Consider the following 15,808-nt stretch of genomic DNA (forward strand, 5'->3'; position numbering starts at 1 on the left):
ATCGTAGCTGAATTTTCGCGCCTGCGCACGCGCGGCGGTATCTATCAAGGAAGAGACCCCGTGTTGCCGCCCTCGTTCCGGCAAACCACCCGCCCGTAACCAGGGCTGGCCGTCACCCGCCCTTTGGCAGGCCGTCGAAAAAATCGACCACGCCGGTCTCCAGCGAGTATTCCGCGCCGACAACGACCAGCGCGCTATTCAGGATCAGCCGCTCGAGAAGCTCCGAGCCGTGGCGCAGGTGGTTCGCCGCCGCCCGGACGTTCGCGCGCACCGCCTCGCGTGCCAGCGTGTCCGGGTCGTTCCTGAGCTCCGTGGACAGCAAGCCTTCCACCGAGGGCCGGATGCGGTCGACAATCGAACGGAGGTTCCGCGATCGCTTTTCGCCGGGGCGCTGCAGCTCCTCCAGCGTCGCCTGGACCGCGCCGCAGCGTGTGTGGCCGAGCACCACGAGCAGGCGCGTGCCGAAGCGCTCCGCGGCGAACTCGACGCTGCCGATCTGGGAAGGGGCAACGATGTTGCCCGCGACGCGGATCACGAACAGGTCGCCCAGCCCCTGATCGAAAACCAGCTCCGCCGGGACGCGCGAGTCGGAACAGCCGAGGACGATCGCGAAGGGTTGCTGACCGCTTACGAGATCGTTGCGCCGCGCGTGGGTGAGGAGCGCGTCCAAGCTCCTCAGATTCGACGCGAAGCGGCGGTTACCCTCGCGAAGCCGCTCGAGCGCTTCGGCTGCGGACAGCACCTCTCCTCACCCCCGCCGCCCGGCCGGGCGGCCTCACTCGTTGAGCGCCTCGTGGACCTTCCCGACCATCTTCGGCGACGGCGTGAGCGTCTTGTCGCCTTCGTCACGCCACTTGGACGGGCAGACCTCGCTGGTCTTCCTGGCCATGTAAAGATTCGCCTTGAATTTCCGCATCAGCTCGTCGATGTTGCGGCCGAGATTGTAGTAGTTCGTTTCGGCATTGAGGACGACGCCGTCGGGATTGATGATGAAAGTCCCGCGCAGTGCGAGGCCGGTGTCCTCGTCGTAGATGCCGAACATGCGCGCCAGCCTGCCCGTGGGATCCGCCCCCATGGAGTACCTGACCCGGGCCAGCTCCTTCTCGTTCTCCTGCCACGCCTTGTGGACGAACTTCGTGTCCGTGCTCACGGTCACGATGTCGCAGCCCATCTTCTCGAAGCGCTCGTGCTGCTCTGCCAGAGCAGCGAACTCCGTGGCTCAAACGAACGTGAAATCCGCCGGATAGAAGAAAAGAATCGTCCAGCGCTTCTTGGCGATCTGGTCCTGCAGCCGAAAGGAGCCGAAATCGCCTTTGGCCGGCTCGTAGGTCTCGATCTCAAAGTCCGGCACCCTGGTTCCGAGCTTCAATGGGGTTGCAGTCTCAGCCATTTTTCCTCCCGTTCGACCGATTTTTCCGAAACCCTAGCATTCGAACGGCGCCCCCGCCAGTACCCGGCAGAAAATTTCCGTCGTGCACTGCAAGGAGCGAACAGTTAAAGGGTTGGTTCAGGTTATCTCAGAAAATGCTCGAGCTTTATCCGAGCCGCTTCCCGACCGGGCGTCCGCCGGTGGCTCACCGGTCGGGTTCTCCCGATCCAAGCCCCGTCGGCGCCGGATATCGACGCCGTACCGCCGGATCCGGTCAGCGGTTAATTCGAAATTGGCACAGGCCGGTTTTCAGTTGTACTAGCCGAAACTCCCTGCTCCCGGCGGACGGAAGACGGAGCGAACTACAGCCCGAAATTGGGAACCGGGAACCAACCTGGTCGGGGTGCGTCAGACTCCGGACGCGGGACCTCTCCGGCGTTTACCGTGAGCCCGGGCAGCATGCGGGGCCGGCTTTCTCTCCGCCCTTCCCTGCTTCTTCGGCCGGCGCCAGCATCTCAGCCGCCGCGAGCAGCGCCGCCTTGAGAATCAGCTCCTCCGGCACCGCCTCGAACACCTCCCCGCCCACCTCCACCGTCCGGCATTCCGAGTCGCCGCAAACCGAACAGCAGCGGCTGCCACCCACCGTCGCGCCGAGCCATTCTTCCAGAGAGCGCCCCGCGACCCAGATGCGGTTGGAGGCGGATGGGTCTCTTTTGAAGGTTTCCTCGTCGATCTCCTTCGTTTCGAGCACGGGCTTCACGCCCAGCGGCTCGAGCGACTTTTCGAGTTTCGCCAACGCGCGCTCGAGCGAGCCTCCCGTAGCGCCGCAGCGCTCGCACGTCTGCCCGTCGTGGGTCACGAGCCTCTGCCAGAGTATATGAAGGGATTTCATTTTTGGTCGCTTCGCTCCCGCACCGCGAAGCGGTGCGGTTCAAAGGTTCAAAGGGTTCAAAAGTTCAATGAGGAAAAACCACAAACCTGCCTTACCTCTTTTTTCCTTTTCCCGGTCACGAACGAAAACCGGAAACTTCAAACCGGGAACCGGGGACCACCCGTGAGCCCTCGGGGGCGATAATTCCCGGTCCTGGAACCTCTAACCTCGAACGCCGCATCGTCTCCGCAACCGGCGGCATCGTTTCCGGCGCTCTCACCCATTTTTCGCCATCTCCAGATTCAGGACCCGGAGCCCGATCGCGAAGCCCAGCGCCAAAAGCCCGGCCAACAGTACGGTTGCGGGCGATGCTCCCAGGCGCTCGAACCACTGTGTGTAGAAATGTATGCCGCCGAACACCGCCACGACGTTGACGAGCCACCGCCGGCTTCGCATCCAGGCCCAGCCGGCCGCGGCGATCAGGGCGATCGCCCAGAGAGCCGAGAAAACCGTGTCGGCGACAACAACTTCCCCTCCCGGGTTTCGATCGCCCCACAAGGATCCGACCCAGAAACCGAAGTTGACGAGAAAAACCCCCGTTCTCGATGCAGCGATCGCGAGCGCCTGATGTTCCGCCCTCAACCGTTTCGCCAGATGATAGGTGGCGAGAGACAAAATACCGAACACCACGATGGTCAACGTCGGCCGGGCCATGCCGAGGGCGTACATGGCGTGAGCATACGCGGTCTTGACGCCGAGGGAGGCCGAGAGCGCGAGCACCGAGAGTACGACCAGCAGCGAGCTACGCGCGAAAACTCCGGCCGCGGCGAACACTGCCGCAATGATCAGAAAAGACTCCGTAGAGCTCTGCAACCCGACGACCACTCCTCCTCCGAAGAGGAGCGCTCCCACCAGGACGCAAATGGTGGCGAGGACCTTCCAGTGCTCGTAGCGCGCCTGCATGAGCGCGACGCCGATGGCGGCGATCAAGCCCCCGAGGACGATCGCAGTGGCAGGAGTCGGCACGAGGGCCAGGGTGGCGCCCCCGACGGCGATGACACCGAAGCCGACGAGTATGTTGAAGGCAAGGCCGGCGGTACCGTGGGAAGCGAACTGCCTGAACTTGTCGTATTCGGCCTGACTGATCTTGCCCTGCTCGAGAAGCTGGTCGAGGTCAACCGTTATCTTCAAACGGCATGCTCCGGCAAAGACATAACAGTTGAATATTTCCGCCAGTCCGAAGACGCCAGATTCTGGTGCCTTTTCCGGCCCGTGTCAAGCGTTTTCGAGGTCGCTTCGCTCCGGCAAGCGGTGCGGCTTGAAAAGTTCAAAAGTTCAAGGGTTCAAAAGTTCAAAGGGTTCAAGGTAGAAACCACGAAACCCGGTCTCCCTGTTTTTCGCTCTTCCCGGTCTTCGGTCTTCGGTCGCCGGTCCTGTTCCGCAAGGGAGACGACCGGAGACCGGCACGGACGAAAACCGGAAACCGGAAGATGTCTCATCGAGATACAGATAGACGATAGGCCTTCCCGCGGTCTGCGGTCGTTACTATCTCACGCCGTCAAAGACCGCCCGTGCTCCGCGAGAAAAGCGCGCCCTGCCTCCGAAACGGACACGAGCAGCCCGTCCCCGGCTGAACGCTCGCACGTGACGAACCCCCGCGAGCTCGCTTCCTCCCACACCGCCAGCCGCGGGCACGACGTGCGCCAGGCGTCGATGACGTCAGGATACGGGCGCGGCTCGGGACCGATCCATTGGAGGAGATCGAGAATCAGGGCTTCCACGGTATCGGCCATGGCTCTCTCCTGGAGGACCGCCGTCGGCGGTCGTTCAAGCCGTTAAAATCGTTCAACCGCTTCGGCACCGGCAAGCGGTGCGGTTTGAAGAGTTGAAAGTTCAAAGGGTTCAAAGGTTCAAAAGTTCAAGGGTTCAAGGTAGAAAACCACGAAACCCGGTCTCCCTGTTTTTCGCTCTTCCCGGTCTTCGGTCGTCGGTCCCCGGTCTTCCTGTTTTTTGCTCTTCCCGGTCCTCGGTCTTCGGTCCCCGGTCCTGTCTCTGCTGACCGCTCACAGTATCAGTTCCGCCAGCGGCCGCAGGTCGCGGTACTCGAAGTCCGGCGCCGGCACTCCGGGGCCCAGCGTCAGGCCGCGGCGGTTGATCCAGGCGACCTTGATCCCGAGCGGCTTGGCTCCCACGAGATCCGTGTACTGCGACTGGCCGCAGTGGAGCAAATCTCCCGGCTCAACCCCGCTCTTTTCGAGGAGGTGGCGGAACAGGGTCCCGTCGGGCTTGTAACCGCGGGCGCCCTCGGCGGTGCAGACCAGATCGAATCGCCGCCCGAGCGGAGTCACGGCGAGCAGCTCATCGTCGATGTTCGACACAATGGCGAGCGGGTATCTTCTCCCCAACCGCTCCAGCACCTCGTCGACCTCCGCGAAGCGGGAAAAGCTCGGGAACGCCGAAAAGTATCGGTCGATTTCCCCGGGGTTGCCCCGCAGCCCGAAGCGCGCGAAGCTCTCCGCCAGCGAATGGCGGCAGATCTCCCGGTAGGAGCGGTACGGCTCGCGATAGCGCCGGATGTTGCCCGCCTCCCAGTGCTCCCAGAACTCCAGCGGGTCCACTCCGCGACCCCCGCACGCGGCAAGTATCGCTTCGAAGGCGGCGCGTGATCCCGCGCGGACGTCGACCAGCGTTCCATAGACGTCGAAGGAAACCAGCCGCGGCGTCATCTTATTTCGCGCGCGCGCGGCATCAGCGCGTAGATGCCGACCATCGCTGCGGTTGCGGTCAGACTCATGGAGGAGAGCGCCCACCGCGCTCCGACCGCGGACGCCAGGGCACCCACGAACATGGCGCCAACCACCAGGATCACCTGGGTCATATGAAAAATCGCCATGGTCCGGCCGCGGAACTCCGACGGGGAATACGACTGGATGACGATCTGAATCAACGCGTGCGAGGTCACGTGGCAAAGTCCGACCAGGAACATCGTCGCGATCGAGAGTGCGAACGAAGCGGAAAACGAGAAGACCGCGAGCAGCAGCCCGTACAGCCCCACTCCGCCGATCATCACCGGCCCCCGAGGCACTTTGTCGCCCACGAACGCGACCAGCACCGAGCTGAAGAGCGCCCCTACTCCCATGGCGGTGAGCAGCATCCCCTGGCCGTGCGCGCCGACCTCAAGAATGTCCCGGGCGAACACCGGGAGGAGCGTGGTGAACGGGATCAGCAGGAACATGGCGATCGACACCACCAGCAGGCTCACGCGAACCTCGTAGTTCGTCCAGCTGAACTTCCACCCCTCGACGATGCTGCGCCTGAAGCTGGCGCCGTGTCCTCCGTGAGCGCCGCGCGCCGGCGGCGGCTGTTCCCGCGGGCGGAGCATCGCCGTCCAGATCGTCGCCAGGAGATAGAAGCCGGCCTGAACGGAATACGATCCGGCGGTGCCGTACAGGGAGATGAGGATGCCCGCCAGCGCCGGCCCGAGGCTCCGCGCCGAGTTGAACACCACCGCGTTCAGTCCCATCGCGTTGGTCAGGCAGCCCGCCGGAACGGAATCGGAAACCATCGCGGTTCTCGAAGGAAGCTGGAAGGCCTGTACGGTGGCGAGCCCGACCGATGTCACGTAAACGTGCCACGGCAGGATATGGCCGGTGAGAATCATCGCCGCGATCCAGGCGTAGAGCAGCCCGTCGACGACCTGCGCGATCAGGATCTGGGTCTTGCGCGAATAGAGATCCGCGGCGCTCCCCGCGACCGGGGAGAGCAGCAGAGTCGGGATCGCCTGCACGCCGCGCACCAGCCCAAGCTGGAAGGACGAGCTCGTCAATTCGTAGATCAGCCAGCCGCGGGCGATCGAGTCCATCCAGGTCGCCATCGCGGTGAACATCTGCCCGTACCAGAGCAGCCGGAATTCGCGGTACTGAAGCGCCTCGAGCGCCCGGCCGCCCGGCAGGACGCGCAGCAAGCTCCAGCGAAGAACGCCTGTCGCCGCCGCTGCCGACGACGACCCGGCCGCCGCCTCGCCCCGGTCCTTTGTCGCGGGAGGTGCTATCAGAAAAAGCTCCTTCGAGAGGCGGCGGAAAAACGTCCCTGACGCTCGAACGCCGCCACGACGACTGCCTATAGCACGACGCGCGGCCGAACGTCGAGGCGCGGAGCTTTCCGGCCGCGCCGGCTTGCCTTCGGGGCCGCGCCTGCGGTATTAGAGAGGGACTGCGCGAAGATCTTCGAGCCAAAGGAGCCGCCGCGATGGGGATTATCGAACGAACCTACGGCAAGCAACCCGGGCCCGCCGTCGACGAAATCCTGATCTCGTCCGACTCGCACGTCATCGAGCCGGCGGGGCTGTGGAAAAAGGAAATGCCGAAAGCTTTTCAGGACCGCGCTCCCGATTTCGGCGGGCAGAGACCCAACGACGTCCCCGGCGCAGCCATGGACAAGAACAAGCGCGTGTCCGAGATGGCCGCCGACGGCGTGAGCGCCGAAGTGCTCTATCCCACCCACGGCCTCAAGTGTCTGAGCCTCGATGATCCGGAGCTCGAGGCCGCCTGCTGCCGCGTCTACAACGACTGGCTGATCGACTACTGCAGCGCCGCTCCGGATCGCCTCTTCGGCATCGCCATGCTGTCGATGTACGACATCGACGGCGCCGTGCAGGAGCTCGAGCGCTGCCGCAAGGCCGGCATGCGGGGCTCCGTGATCTGGCAGGTGCCGCCCCCGGAGCTGCCTTTCTCGTCGTCCCACTACGACAGGTTCTGGGCGGCGTCCCAGGAGCTGGAGATGCCCGTCAACCTGCACATCCTGAGCGGACACGGGTACAGCCGGACCCGCTCCTTCGGCCTGGGCGACGCGCCGACCGGCATGACCCAGGAGGCCAACAGCGTCAACGCCAAGCTGTTCCAGTCCGTCAACAGCCTCTACGAGCTGATCTATTCCGGCGTGCTGGAGCGCTTTCCCCGGCTGAAAGTCGTCCTCGTCGAGAACGAGCTGGGCTGGATCCCCTTCGTCCTGGAGCAGTGGGACTACTACTTCAAGCGGCACGGCAGCAAACGCGAAGGCCTTGCGATCAAGAAGCTCCCCAGCGAATACTTCCACAATCAGATCTATACCACGTTCTTCAACGATGCCGTCGGCGGGCACATCCTCTCGTGGTGGGGCGTCGACAATTGCATGTGGTCGAACGACTTCCCTCACGGGAACTCGACCTGGCCCAATTCCCGCGAGGTCATCGCCCGCGACCTCGGGGATCTGCCAGAGCCGTCGCGCGCCAAGCTCCTGCGGGAGAACGTCGCCCGCCTCTACAAGATCCCCGTTCCTGCCCCGGTCCAGTAATTGGACCGCGCCCGTTCCGACTCCGGAACGACGCGCCGCATTTTCCGCGCGCCCGTGCGACGAGGCGGAGGCGTCCACGGGCCGAGCAGCGGAAACTCAACCCGGCTTACGGCAAAGAAACGGATAACCGTACACTTCGAACTTGCGGGCCTTCTCTTCCCCGCCCGCGCCCCGAAAGGTGTCGCAAGGCGGCCCGATCCGGACGTCCACGAATCCGGACTCCTCCAGCATCCTCTGCCAGCCTGCGCACGGCAGGCCTCCGGCGATTCAGGCAGTCCACAAGTCGATGTTGCGGACCGCCGATTCCGGCACGGGCCTGCCGTTGGCGATGTCGGCGAATTGCAGCCGTCCGCCCGGCCGCAACACACGGAAGATTTCCGAAAAGACCCGGCGTTTATCGGCGCACAAGTTGATCACTCCGTTGCTGATCACGACATCCGCCCAGTTGTCCTCGACCGGCAGTTCTTCGGCAAGTCCTTCGCGGAATTCCACGTTCGGGAAGCCCAGGAGAGCCGCCGTCGAGCGCGACTTATCGAGCATCTCCCGCGTCATATCGACGCCGATCACCTTTCCTTGATCGCCGACCTGGCTCGCCGCGATGAAGCTGTCGAACCCTCCTCCCGAACCGACGTCGACCACTTTCTCGCCCCGCACGAGCGGCTGCAGCGAGAAGGGATTGGCGACCCCGGCGAACGACTCCACGGCAGCGTCGGGCAATCCGGCCACCGCGGCGGCATCGTACCCGAGATGGCCGGCGAGGAAACGACCTGTGTGAAAATGGTATCTTCCCGCCGGGTTGGTCGCGACTTCCCTGTATTTCCGGCGAACCTCCGCGCGCAGCGCTTCCGGATTCACCATCACGTCCTCTGACATGGGTAAACCTCCTTATCTTTGCGAGCGTTGCCGGCTCGACGAATTCCCCCGAGACGCATCCCCACCGGTCAACAGCCGTGACATGGCCGAATCATATCCATCTCCAGACATCCATCCAACAGGGTCGCAGCTATTATTTACCAACTCACCGATAACGTTTTTTCAAGCGATCGTTGACACCCGGCGGAGCCGGATGTAACGCTTAGGGCCTGTTCGGATCGCACCCGGCGAACCTGCCGACGAGAGGATTGCACTCTTCCGATTCCGGAAAGCCGTTCTGCGGCGGAGATCGCGACGGGGATACCGAACGAGAACGAGACCTCAGAAGCGAGCGCCGGGCGGTCGAGCTTCTCCCTGGAGTCGCATCCCGACGACCCGGCGTTCCCGGGAGAGGAAGCGCCATGCTGCGCACTCCGTTATGCGATTTACTCGGCATCGAGGTTCCGATCATCCAGGCCGGTATGGGCTGGGACAAGGCGGGCACGACCACGCCGCCCGAGCTGGTGGCCGCCGTTTCGAACGCGGGCGGCCTGGGCGTCATCGGCGGGAGCCCCCTCCGCCCGGAACTCATCCGGGAGCGGATCCGGCGGGTCAAGGAGTTGACGGAGCGCCCGTTCGGCGTCGACATCACGCTACCCAAAATGGAGGACGTGAAGGTGCCCGATCCGCTCGAGGTCCGGCGCACCATCGCCGAGAGGTATCCCGAGCACCTGGAGTTCGCTTCGCAGCTCATCGAAAAGCTCGGACTGGAGCCGAGGCCGCCCGATACCAAGACCTGGGTCAAGACCCCGGCCGCAACGCGCGAGCAGCTTCGGGTGATTCTCGAAGAGGGAGTTCCAGTGCTGGTGATCGGGCTGGGGGATACGGCCGAGGTGGTGCCGCTCGCGCACGAAAAGGGCATCAAGGTGATGGCGCTGGCGGGCGCCGTCAAGCACGCCGTCAGCCACGCCCGCAAAGGCGCCGACGTCATCATCGCGCAAGGTTATGAAGCCGGAGGCCATACGGGGACGATCGCCAACTTTCCTCTGATTCCGCAGATCGTCGACGCGGTCCGGCCGATTCCGGTCGTGGCCGCCGGGGGAATCGCCGACGGCCGTGGAGTCGCCGCCGCCCTCGCCCTGGGAGCCGTGGGCGTCTGGTGCGGCACGGCGTTTCTGCTCGCCGAGGAATGCCGGGTCCATCCCGTATTCAAAGGTCAGCTTCTCAGGGGAAAGTCGGAGGATTTCGTCCGCACCGCGTATACCAGCGGCCACTTCGCCCGCCACTTCCGCAGCGCGGTCATTCAGGCCTGGATGGATTCCGGCCTTGCGCCCCTCCCCACGCCCTACCAGGGAGCGCTCATGGACGAGATCCGCTGCGCGGCGGAGGGAGCCGACCGGATCGACGTCCTGCACGTTCCGGGCGGGCAGATCGCCGGTCTGCTGAACGAGAGCAACGTGAAGCCGGCGAAAAAAATCGTCGACGACATGGCGGCCGAGGCCAGTCGCATCCTGAAGCAACTGGCGAGCGACTACACACCGGTCAAAGCGCAGTGATGTTCTGGCTCGACCGCCGCTCGCTCCGCCGCCGGCGAGTCCGGGTAACCCGTGTCCTCTGCGCTGCGATCTCGCGTCAAAAGACCGCAAGGAGGCGCCCATGCGATACTCGTTACTGTTGGTCCTGAGCATCTTCGCCGCCGCATCTCCCGCCGTGGGCCAGGGCAGGCCCGTGGCCGACCTGGCGAATTACCGCGGCGCCGATCGCGAGGCTTTCCTGAAGGCCGGTGCGCGCAAGGAAGGCAGGTTGACCTGGTACACCACGCTCACCGCCCACCGCGACATCGCCAGCGTTTTCGAGGCGAAGTATCCGGGTATCAAGGTGGAAACCTACCGTACCGGCTCCACCGACCTGCTCCGGCGAATCCTCTCCGAAGCGCAGTCGGGCCGCAACCTGGCCGACGTCATCGAGACGACGCCGCCGACGCTCATGGTGATGCGGGACAACAAGCTGCTCCTGCCCTATTTCTCGCCGCACCTGGGAGCATTTCCCGCGGACGCCAGAGAGGATGTCGGAGACAAGGTGCTCTGGACGACCGACCGCGAGTCCCTGATCGGGCTGGGCTACAACCGCAACCTGCTCCAGCCCGCGGACGCGCCGCAAAGCTTCGACGACCTGGTCAAGCCGCAGTACAGGGGCAGGGTTGCCGTCAGCGGGGATTCCACGGGCGTACGGATGCTCGGCGCGATGCTGCGGGTCAAGGGCGAGGAATACCTGAAAAGACTCAGGGCCCTGGACATCAAGATGCACATGATTTCCGGCGGGGCGATGCACGAGCTTCTGGCCGCCGGCGAAATGCCGCTCTCGATTTCGATTTTTCGCAACCACGTGCTCGCGGCCCGGCCCAAAGGGGCGCCGACCGAATGGGTGCCGCTGGATCTCGTGGTGAGCAACGCCGGCGGCGTCGCTCTTCCTGCGGCGAGCAACAACCCCTACGGGGCGCTGCTCTTCATCGACTTTCTCCTCAGCCCCGAAGGGCAGAAGATCTTCGAAGAGCGTTTTCGTTTCGCGACGTCCACGCGCGACTACGGATTCAAGCGCTGGTACCCGGAAAAAGGGCTGACGGCCGAGCAGTACGAAAAGTCGCACGACCGCTGGCAAAAGCTGTTGCGCGGGCTCACGCGAAAATAGCGGGCGCGCCGACCGTCGGGGCTTCGAACCCCTTTGGAAGGCCCGGGGACCCGGGCGGACGCCGTCACTTACGGAAGTCTTCCGCTTTCAGCTCGATGGGCTTGCCGTGCGGGGTTCTTCGCGTCGCGCGCTCCCAGGCGCGAAAATACTCCCGCAGGGACTGCGCCGATGCCGCCCCTTTTTCCGCGACCATGCGCTCGAGCGTTGCGAGCCAGTGGTGATAATAGGTCTCGCCGGTGTCAGGATCCCCGGCGGCCTGCGCTTTCTTGATTTCCTCGCCCAGCATCGCCGCCCACTCGCTCCAGGAGAACAGGCCCTTTTCGTACAGCGCCAGCGCCATGGCGAACGCACGGGCTTCCCAGGGCGCGCGAAAGACCGGCCCTTTCTCGTCGCGCGGAATTCCTGGAATCGCCTCCGCGGCGCGCCGCGCGGCTTCCGACCCGACGGACGACGAATCAGGCATGTTCGAGGTAAGGCTCGAATGCTTCGATGGACACCTTCAACTTCGGATCCGCGTCCTCGCCCCAGAGCTCGCGGCCATCGAAACGAACGGTATAGAGCCACTGCGGGTCTTCGCCCCTGCCGGCAACCACCGAATCGGGAAACACGTGCGCGCCGTGCACCCGCTCCACCACCCCCACGTGGCCGCGCGCATAGCGCGGCAGGCGCGTATGGGTTGTCGGGTGAATGTTCCTGGCGCGCACGCGGTCCCCGACCTTGAAGCGCACCGGCGCGGGCGCCGGCCGTCCATAGGAACCGCGCCGCACCACCCGCTCCACGTCGGCCGCCGTGAACCGCCCGCGCGGCAACTCTTTACCGGGCCGCAGGGCCCGCCCGGCGGCGACCTCGTCCTCGTCGATGAAACCGTGCTCGACGAGGAGGCGCAGGTTGCGCAGAAACCACCGCTCGTAATAGGAGCTCGTCAGGTAAACCGCCGGCGCCAGCGATTCGACGACGTAGCGGCTCATGTCGATCGTCCACTGGCGGAAAAAGCCTATGGCGCGGCTCATCGCCAGCACCCGCCCTTCCCAGCGGTGATGGAAAACCGGTTCGTTCGGCTCGGGCTCCACCCTGCCGAACCCGTCCATCCCGCCCATGTCGTGGACGCCGTTCATCCGGTTACCTCGCCCGGCTTCTTCGGCAGGCCGGCGCCGATCATGCTGTCGCGCGTGATCAAGCGGGCGAGCTGCGCCTCGCTCCAGTTCTCCGTTCCCTCCGGCCGCATCGGCACGACCAGGTAGCGCGTCTCGGCCGTCGAGTCCCACACGCGGATCTCCGTCTCCGGCGGCAGCGTGACGCCGAATTCCGCAAGCACCCCGCGCGGGTCCTTCACCACGCGCGAGCGATAGGCGAAGGACTTGTACCACGTCGGGGGGAGGCCGAGCACGTCCGTGGGGTAGCACGAGCACAGCGTGCACACCACCATGTTGTGCACCTGCGGCGTGTTCTCGACCGCCACCAGATGATCGCCCACGCGCCCCACTTCGGCGATCGTGCCGACCGCTTTGCTCGCATCCTGGAGAAGCGCCCGGCGAAACCCGGGATCGGTCCACGCCCTGGCGATAACCTGCGCGCCGATGTGCGGGCCGATCCTGGTTTCATAAAGCTCGATGATGCGATCGAGCGCGGCGGCTTCGACGTAACCCTTCTCGACCAGAATCGTCTCGACCGCGCGCACCCGCAGCTCCATCTCCGAAAGGCTGGAGCCTTCGTCATGCTCGTGTTCCCGCACAGCCATGGGCCGACTATAGCGAACAAAATCGCCGGGGTCCAGTGGAAAATCGAATCCGCAACCCGAGGCGCCGCTCGACCGCGCAAAGCGCTTTCGCCAGCGACGCAGCCTCGGCCCGCGCAAGCGCCGCCGTGTCGGGGCGGAGTCGGGGACCGTTCACCCGCATAGCGCGTCGGCAAGCGCACGCAGGAGCTTCGCCCCATCGCCCCGCCATGCGCTGCCGTGCATGCACGCGAGCGTGGTCGGAGCCGCCGAGGCCAATCTCTCGAGCATCCCGCGCGCATTCTTCGTATGGGAGAAATAGTCCAGTTCCCGGCGGTAGGCCTCGCTCGGACCGAGGATGTCCGCCTCCGTCACCGGCGGATTGTCAGCGCCCCCTTGCGTGAACAGGTCGCCGCACAAGAGCGTTCGCGTCCGTTCCTCCATCAGGAAGCCGCACTCCCACGCGTGCGGAAGGTGAGGCGCGTCGAACCATCGGACCGCGTGCCTCCCGAGCGGCAGCGCCTCTCCGTCCGCCAGCGCGCGGGCCGGCCGGTCTGCAAGGTCGTCGATGGAGACCAGCGCCGCAACGGTCCCGCACAGCGGCGCGGCCCGGCGGGCGACGGCCAGCCATTCGTTGAGCGACCCGCACTCGTCGGCTTCCACGTGCGAAAAAGCGATGTGGCGCAGGCTTTCGGGAGGCAGCACGCTTGCAACCGCCTCCCGCACGAGGGGGAACATCTTGCGCGGCCCCGTGTGGAAGATCAGCGGCTCGTCGTCGACGATGAGGTACTGGTTGAAGGAAAAACCGCCGCCCGGGAACGTCACCGGCGTGTTGATGCGATAGATCCCGTCCGCGATTTCGTGAACGTTGGTCCCGGACTGTCTGTTCGTGATCCCCATTTCAATCCCCCGCGGAGCCGAAGTCCCTCCGGCAAACCTCCGCTCCAGCTCATTCGATGCCTCCCGTCTTCCGACGGGAGCTTATCCGGCGCCTTCTTTTCGTAGCCTGGCAACCCGTACAAAGAACGAAGAAGTCACCAGTCTCTCCAGGATTTGAGAAAAAAACAAGCCTTCTTTTTGTACGTGAGAATCCGGTTCGGACTCTCGGCGTCCGACGAAAACCTCGGTTTTTCGGCAACGCGACACAAAGCCCTCTGCATTTTCTCGCGCTGTCTCGCCCTGGCCGGCAGATCGGAAAGTGGCACAGGCGTTGCTTTTCGATGACGTGCGACGTCCGGCCGTTCCGGCAAAAGGAGAAGCCAAATGGCGAAAAGAAAAAGAGTCCACGAAGCCGGAAGATCCGCTCGGAAAAAAAGCGGCGTTTTCCTGGCTCTCGTCGTTTTCATGCTCGCGGGGCTCCTGGCCTGGGGCTGGCTGAGCCGTGGCGGTCCGAAACGAGGTCCGGCGGCGAAGCTTGACCCCGCCGGTTATGTGAGGCGCGAAACCCGACCGCCCCTTTCCTCGAATCTCTTCGTGGGGCAGACGGCTCGTGCCTATCAGGTTGCGCACGAAATTCCGGAGGTCCTGGACCAGCTCTACTGCTACTGCGAGTGTGACAAGCACATGGGCCACAAGAGCCTCCTTTCCTGCTTTGCCGATCGCCACGGCGCCACGTGAGTGAACATCTGCCAGGGGGAGGCGCTGGATGCGTCTCGAATGGTGCAGCAAGGTTACAGCGTAACGGATATCCGCACCTATATCGATCGGAAGTACGGCCGGATGTGAAAGCAGGCAGCGTAGTCGCGAAATTCACAGAGGCGGCCTTCGCGTGACGCCGGGCGGGAAAGTCTCAGGCCTGATCGTACTGTGGACGTTCCTGCTCTCACTTTCCGCGACCGGGCGGGTGCTGGCCCACGGCGATCACGGCGATGCCGCTCCCCTCGAGGGCGGGATCAGCCTGGTTACTCTCGATGGATTTCAAGCAGAGCTTTTGACCTCTCCCCGCCCTCCCCGCGCCGGCGAGGAGAACAAGATCGTCGTCAAGATCCTTCGCCACGGCTCTCTCGATCCCGTAAGGAACGCGAAGGTCTGGATCGGCGTCTCGCCGGCGCAGCTCGATCCTGATTCTTTCCAACCGGGCACGTCGGTCGCCGTCCGCGGCAGTGGAACGAGCGGCCCTGTTCTTTCGCAGGCGACGGAGGAAGTCTGGGCCGGGAATTATACCGTCGTCCGGCGGTTCAGCCGGCAAGGCACCTATCTGGTTCGGGTCGCGCTGTCGGAGCTGGAAGAACGGAAATTCGATCCGCCGGCGACCCTGGAGTTCTACCTGAACGTGGGCAGGTCCGCCGGACCGACCCCGGGCCTCATCTTCGGCCTCTTGACGGCAGCCGTGATCGGCGGAGGAGGCATTTACTGGGGGCTGCTCCGTTCGCGCGCGCACGGACCAATCAACCTTCTCGATATTCGCTGGGTGGACCGTCTTGTCCGCTGGAAGGGGTTTCTACCGGGCCTGCAAATTCCCGTCCTCGTGTTGACGTTCGTTATAATGCTTTTGGGGTTTTTCGACATCCAGGATGGCGCGAAAAACCTGGCAACGAAAGTCACATGGATCATCTGGTGGCCCGGAATCATTTTTACATTCATCCTCGTCGGTCGCTTCTGGTGCGTCCCGTGTCCCTTCGGCACGATCAACGAATGGGCAGCTCGCCTCGCCAAACCCCGGGCGATGTTTCCGAGGAGGCTGCGGGGACTCTGGCTGGCGACGTTATTCTTCGTGCTTCTCACCTGGGCCGATGAGCAGCTTGGAATTATCCGGTCTCCGATGATGACCGCGTGGTTGATAGTGTTTCTCGGCCTGGCGGCCGTCGGTACCGGGCTTTTGTTCCAACGTCGCAGCTTCTGTCTCCCCCGCCCCAGGATTTCTTTGGACACCTGATTGGGAGAAATGTTAAGGAGAAAAACCCAGGAGGTGTCCATGTCGAAAAGACAAGTGCAACGAGGTCGATTTTCTGCTCGCCGGAAGTTGGAAGCTGTGCTTCGGTTG

General features: G+C 64.2%; 17 protein-coding genes. 5 read left to right on the top strand and 12 right to left on the bottom strand.

Annotated features, from left to right (window positions below):
- Positions 1-112 precede the first annotated feature (112 nt).
- The 7 genes from VNN77_13315 to VNN77_13345 form a co-directional block, all read right to left on the bottom strand.
- On the bottom strand, positions 113-742 hold the full coding sequence (locus VNN77_13315; protein HXG52369.1) for a carbonic anhydrase: 630 nt from the start codon (positions 740-742) through the stop codon (positions 113-115).
- 33 nt (positions 743-775) lie between these two features.
- Entirely contained in the window at positions 776-1,390 is a 615-nt protein-coding gene (locus tag VNN77_13320; protein ID HXG52370.1) for a peroxiredoxin, read from the bottom strand.
- A 418-nt stretch (positions 1,391-1,808) separates the two neighbouring features.
- A complete protein-coding gene (locus VNN77_13325) occupies positions 1,809-2,261 on the bottom strand; it encodes a DUF2703 domain-containing protein (protein ID HXG52371.1) in 453 nt (150 codons plus the stop codon).
- A gap of 255 nt (positions 2,262-2,516) precedes the next feature.
- Complete coding sequence (locus VNN77_13330) at positions 2,517-3,431, bottom strand: hypothetical protein (GenBank protein HXG52372.1); 915 nt, start codon at positions 3,429-3,431, stop codon at positions 2,517-2,519.
- Positions 3,432-3,790: 359 nt separating this feature from the next.
- On the bottom strand, positions 3,791-4,033 hold the full coding sequence (locus VNN77_13335) for a hypothetical protein (protein HXG52373.1): 243 nt from the start codon (positions 4,031-4,033) through the stop codon (positions 3,791-3,793).
- 270 nt (positions 4,034-4,303) lie between these two features.
- Positions 4,304-4,966, bottom strand: a complete 663-nt coding sequence (locus VNN77_13340) for an HAD family hydrolase (GenBank protein HXG52374.1) — start codon at positions 4,964-4,966, stop codon at positions 4,304-4,306.
- Positions 4,963-6,204 carry an MFS transporter gene (locus VNN77_13345; GenBank protein ID HXG52375.1) on the bottom strand — a complete coding sequence of 414 codons (1,242 nt, stop codon included), beginning with the start codon at positions 6,202-6,204 and terminating at the stop codon, positions 4,963-4,965. Before VNN77_13345 ends, VNN77_13340 begins: the two co-directional genes overlap by 4 nt.
- 284 nt (positions 6,205-6,488) lie before the next feature.
- On the opposite strand from VNN77_13345, the gene VNN77_13350 reads away from it, so the two are divergent.
- Entirely contained in the window at positions 6,489-7,571 is a 1,083-nt protein-coding gene (locus VNN77_13350) for an amidohydrolase family protein (GenBank protein HXG52376.1), read from the top strand.
- Positions 7,572-7,838: 267 nt separating this feature from the next.
- Here VNN77_13350 and VNN77_13355 read toward each other — a convergent pair whose 3' ends face one another.
- Positions 7,839-8,444: a methyltransferase domain-containing protein gene (locus VNN77_13355; GenBank protein ID HXG52377.1), complete on the bottom strand. Its 606-nt coding sequence runs from the start codon at positions 8,442-8,444 to the stop codon at positions 7,839-7,841.
- 401 nt (positions 8,445-8,845) lie between these two features.
- Between VNN77_13355 and VNN77_13360 the strand changes: the two genes are divergently transcribed.
- Positions 8,846-9,979, top strand: coding sequence for a nitronate monooxygenase family protein (locus VNN77_13360; protein ID HXG52378.1), 1,134 nt, complete (start codon positions 8,846-8,848; stop codon positions 9,977-9,979).
- A 100-nt stretch (positions 9,980-10,079) separates the two neighbouring features.
- Positions 10,080-11,111 carry an extracellular solute-binding protein gene (locus tag VNN77_13365; GenBank protein ID HXG52379.1) on the top strand — a complete coding sequence of 344 codons (1,032 nt, stop codon included), beginning with the start codon at positions 10,080-10,082 and terminating at the stop codon, positions 11,109-11,111.
- A 64-nt stretch (positions 11,112-11,175) separates the two neighbouring features.
- Here VNN77_13365 and VNN77_13370 read toward each other — a convergent pair whose 3' ends face one another.
- From VNN77_13370 to VNN77_13385, 4 genes are all read right to left on the bottom strand, one after another.
- Entirely contained in the window at positions 11,176-11,574 is a 399-nt protein-coding gene (locus VNN77_13370) for a nitrile hydratase accessory protein (protein ID HXG52380.1), read from the bottom strand.
- Complete coding sequence (gene nthB / locus VNN77_13375; GenBank protein ID HXG52381.1) at positions 11,567-12,226, bottom strand: nitrile hydratase subunit beta; 660 nt, start codon at positions 12,224-12,226, stop codon at positions 11,567-11,569. The genes VNN77_13370 and nthB overlap by 8 nt, the downstream gene beginning before the upstream one ends.
- Positions 12,223-12,849: a nitrile hydratase subunit alpha gene (gene nthA / locus VNN77_13380; GenBank protein HXG52382.1), complete on the bottom strand. Its 627-nt coding sequence runs from the start codon at positions 12,847-12,849 to the stop codon at positions 12,223-12,225. The genes nthB and nthA overlap by 4 nt, the downstream gene beginning before the upstream one ends.
- A 150-nt stretch (positions 12,850-12,999) precedes the next feature.
- A complete protein-coding gene (locus VNN77_13385) occupies positions 13,000-13,725 on the bottom strand; it encodes an MBL fold metallo-hydrolase (GenBank protein ID HXG52383.1) in 726 nt (241 codons plus the stop codon).
- A gap of 363 nt (positions 13,726-14,088) precedes the next feature.
- Here VNN77_13385 and VNN77_13390 point away from each other — a divergent pair, with 363 nt between their 5' ends.
- Together VNN77_13390 and VNN77_13395 are read left to right on the top strand one after the other, a co-directional pair.
- Positions 14,089-14,550, top strand: coding sequence for a CYCXC family (seleno)protein (locus VNN77_13390; GenBank protein HXG52384.1), 462 nt, complete (start codon positions 14,089-14,091; stop codon positions 14,548-14,550).
- A gap of 43 nt (positions 14,551-14,593) precedes the next feature.
- The gene (locus VNN77_13395) at positions 14,594-15,700 is read left to right on the top strand and encodes a 4Fe-4S binding protein (protein ID HXG52385.1); all 1,107 of its coding nucleotides are present in this window, start codon (positions 14,594-14,596) and stop codon (positions 15,698-15,700) included.
- Positions 15,701-15,808: the final 108 nt, after the last annotated feature.

This window comes from Candidatus Zixiibacteriota bacterium (assembly GCA_035574315.1).
Classification (GTDB): domain Bacteria; phylum Desulfobacterota; class Binatia; order UBA9968; family UBA9968; genus DATLYW01.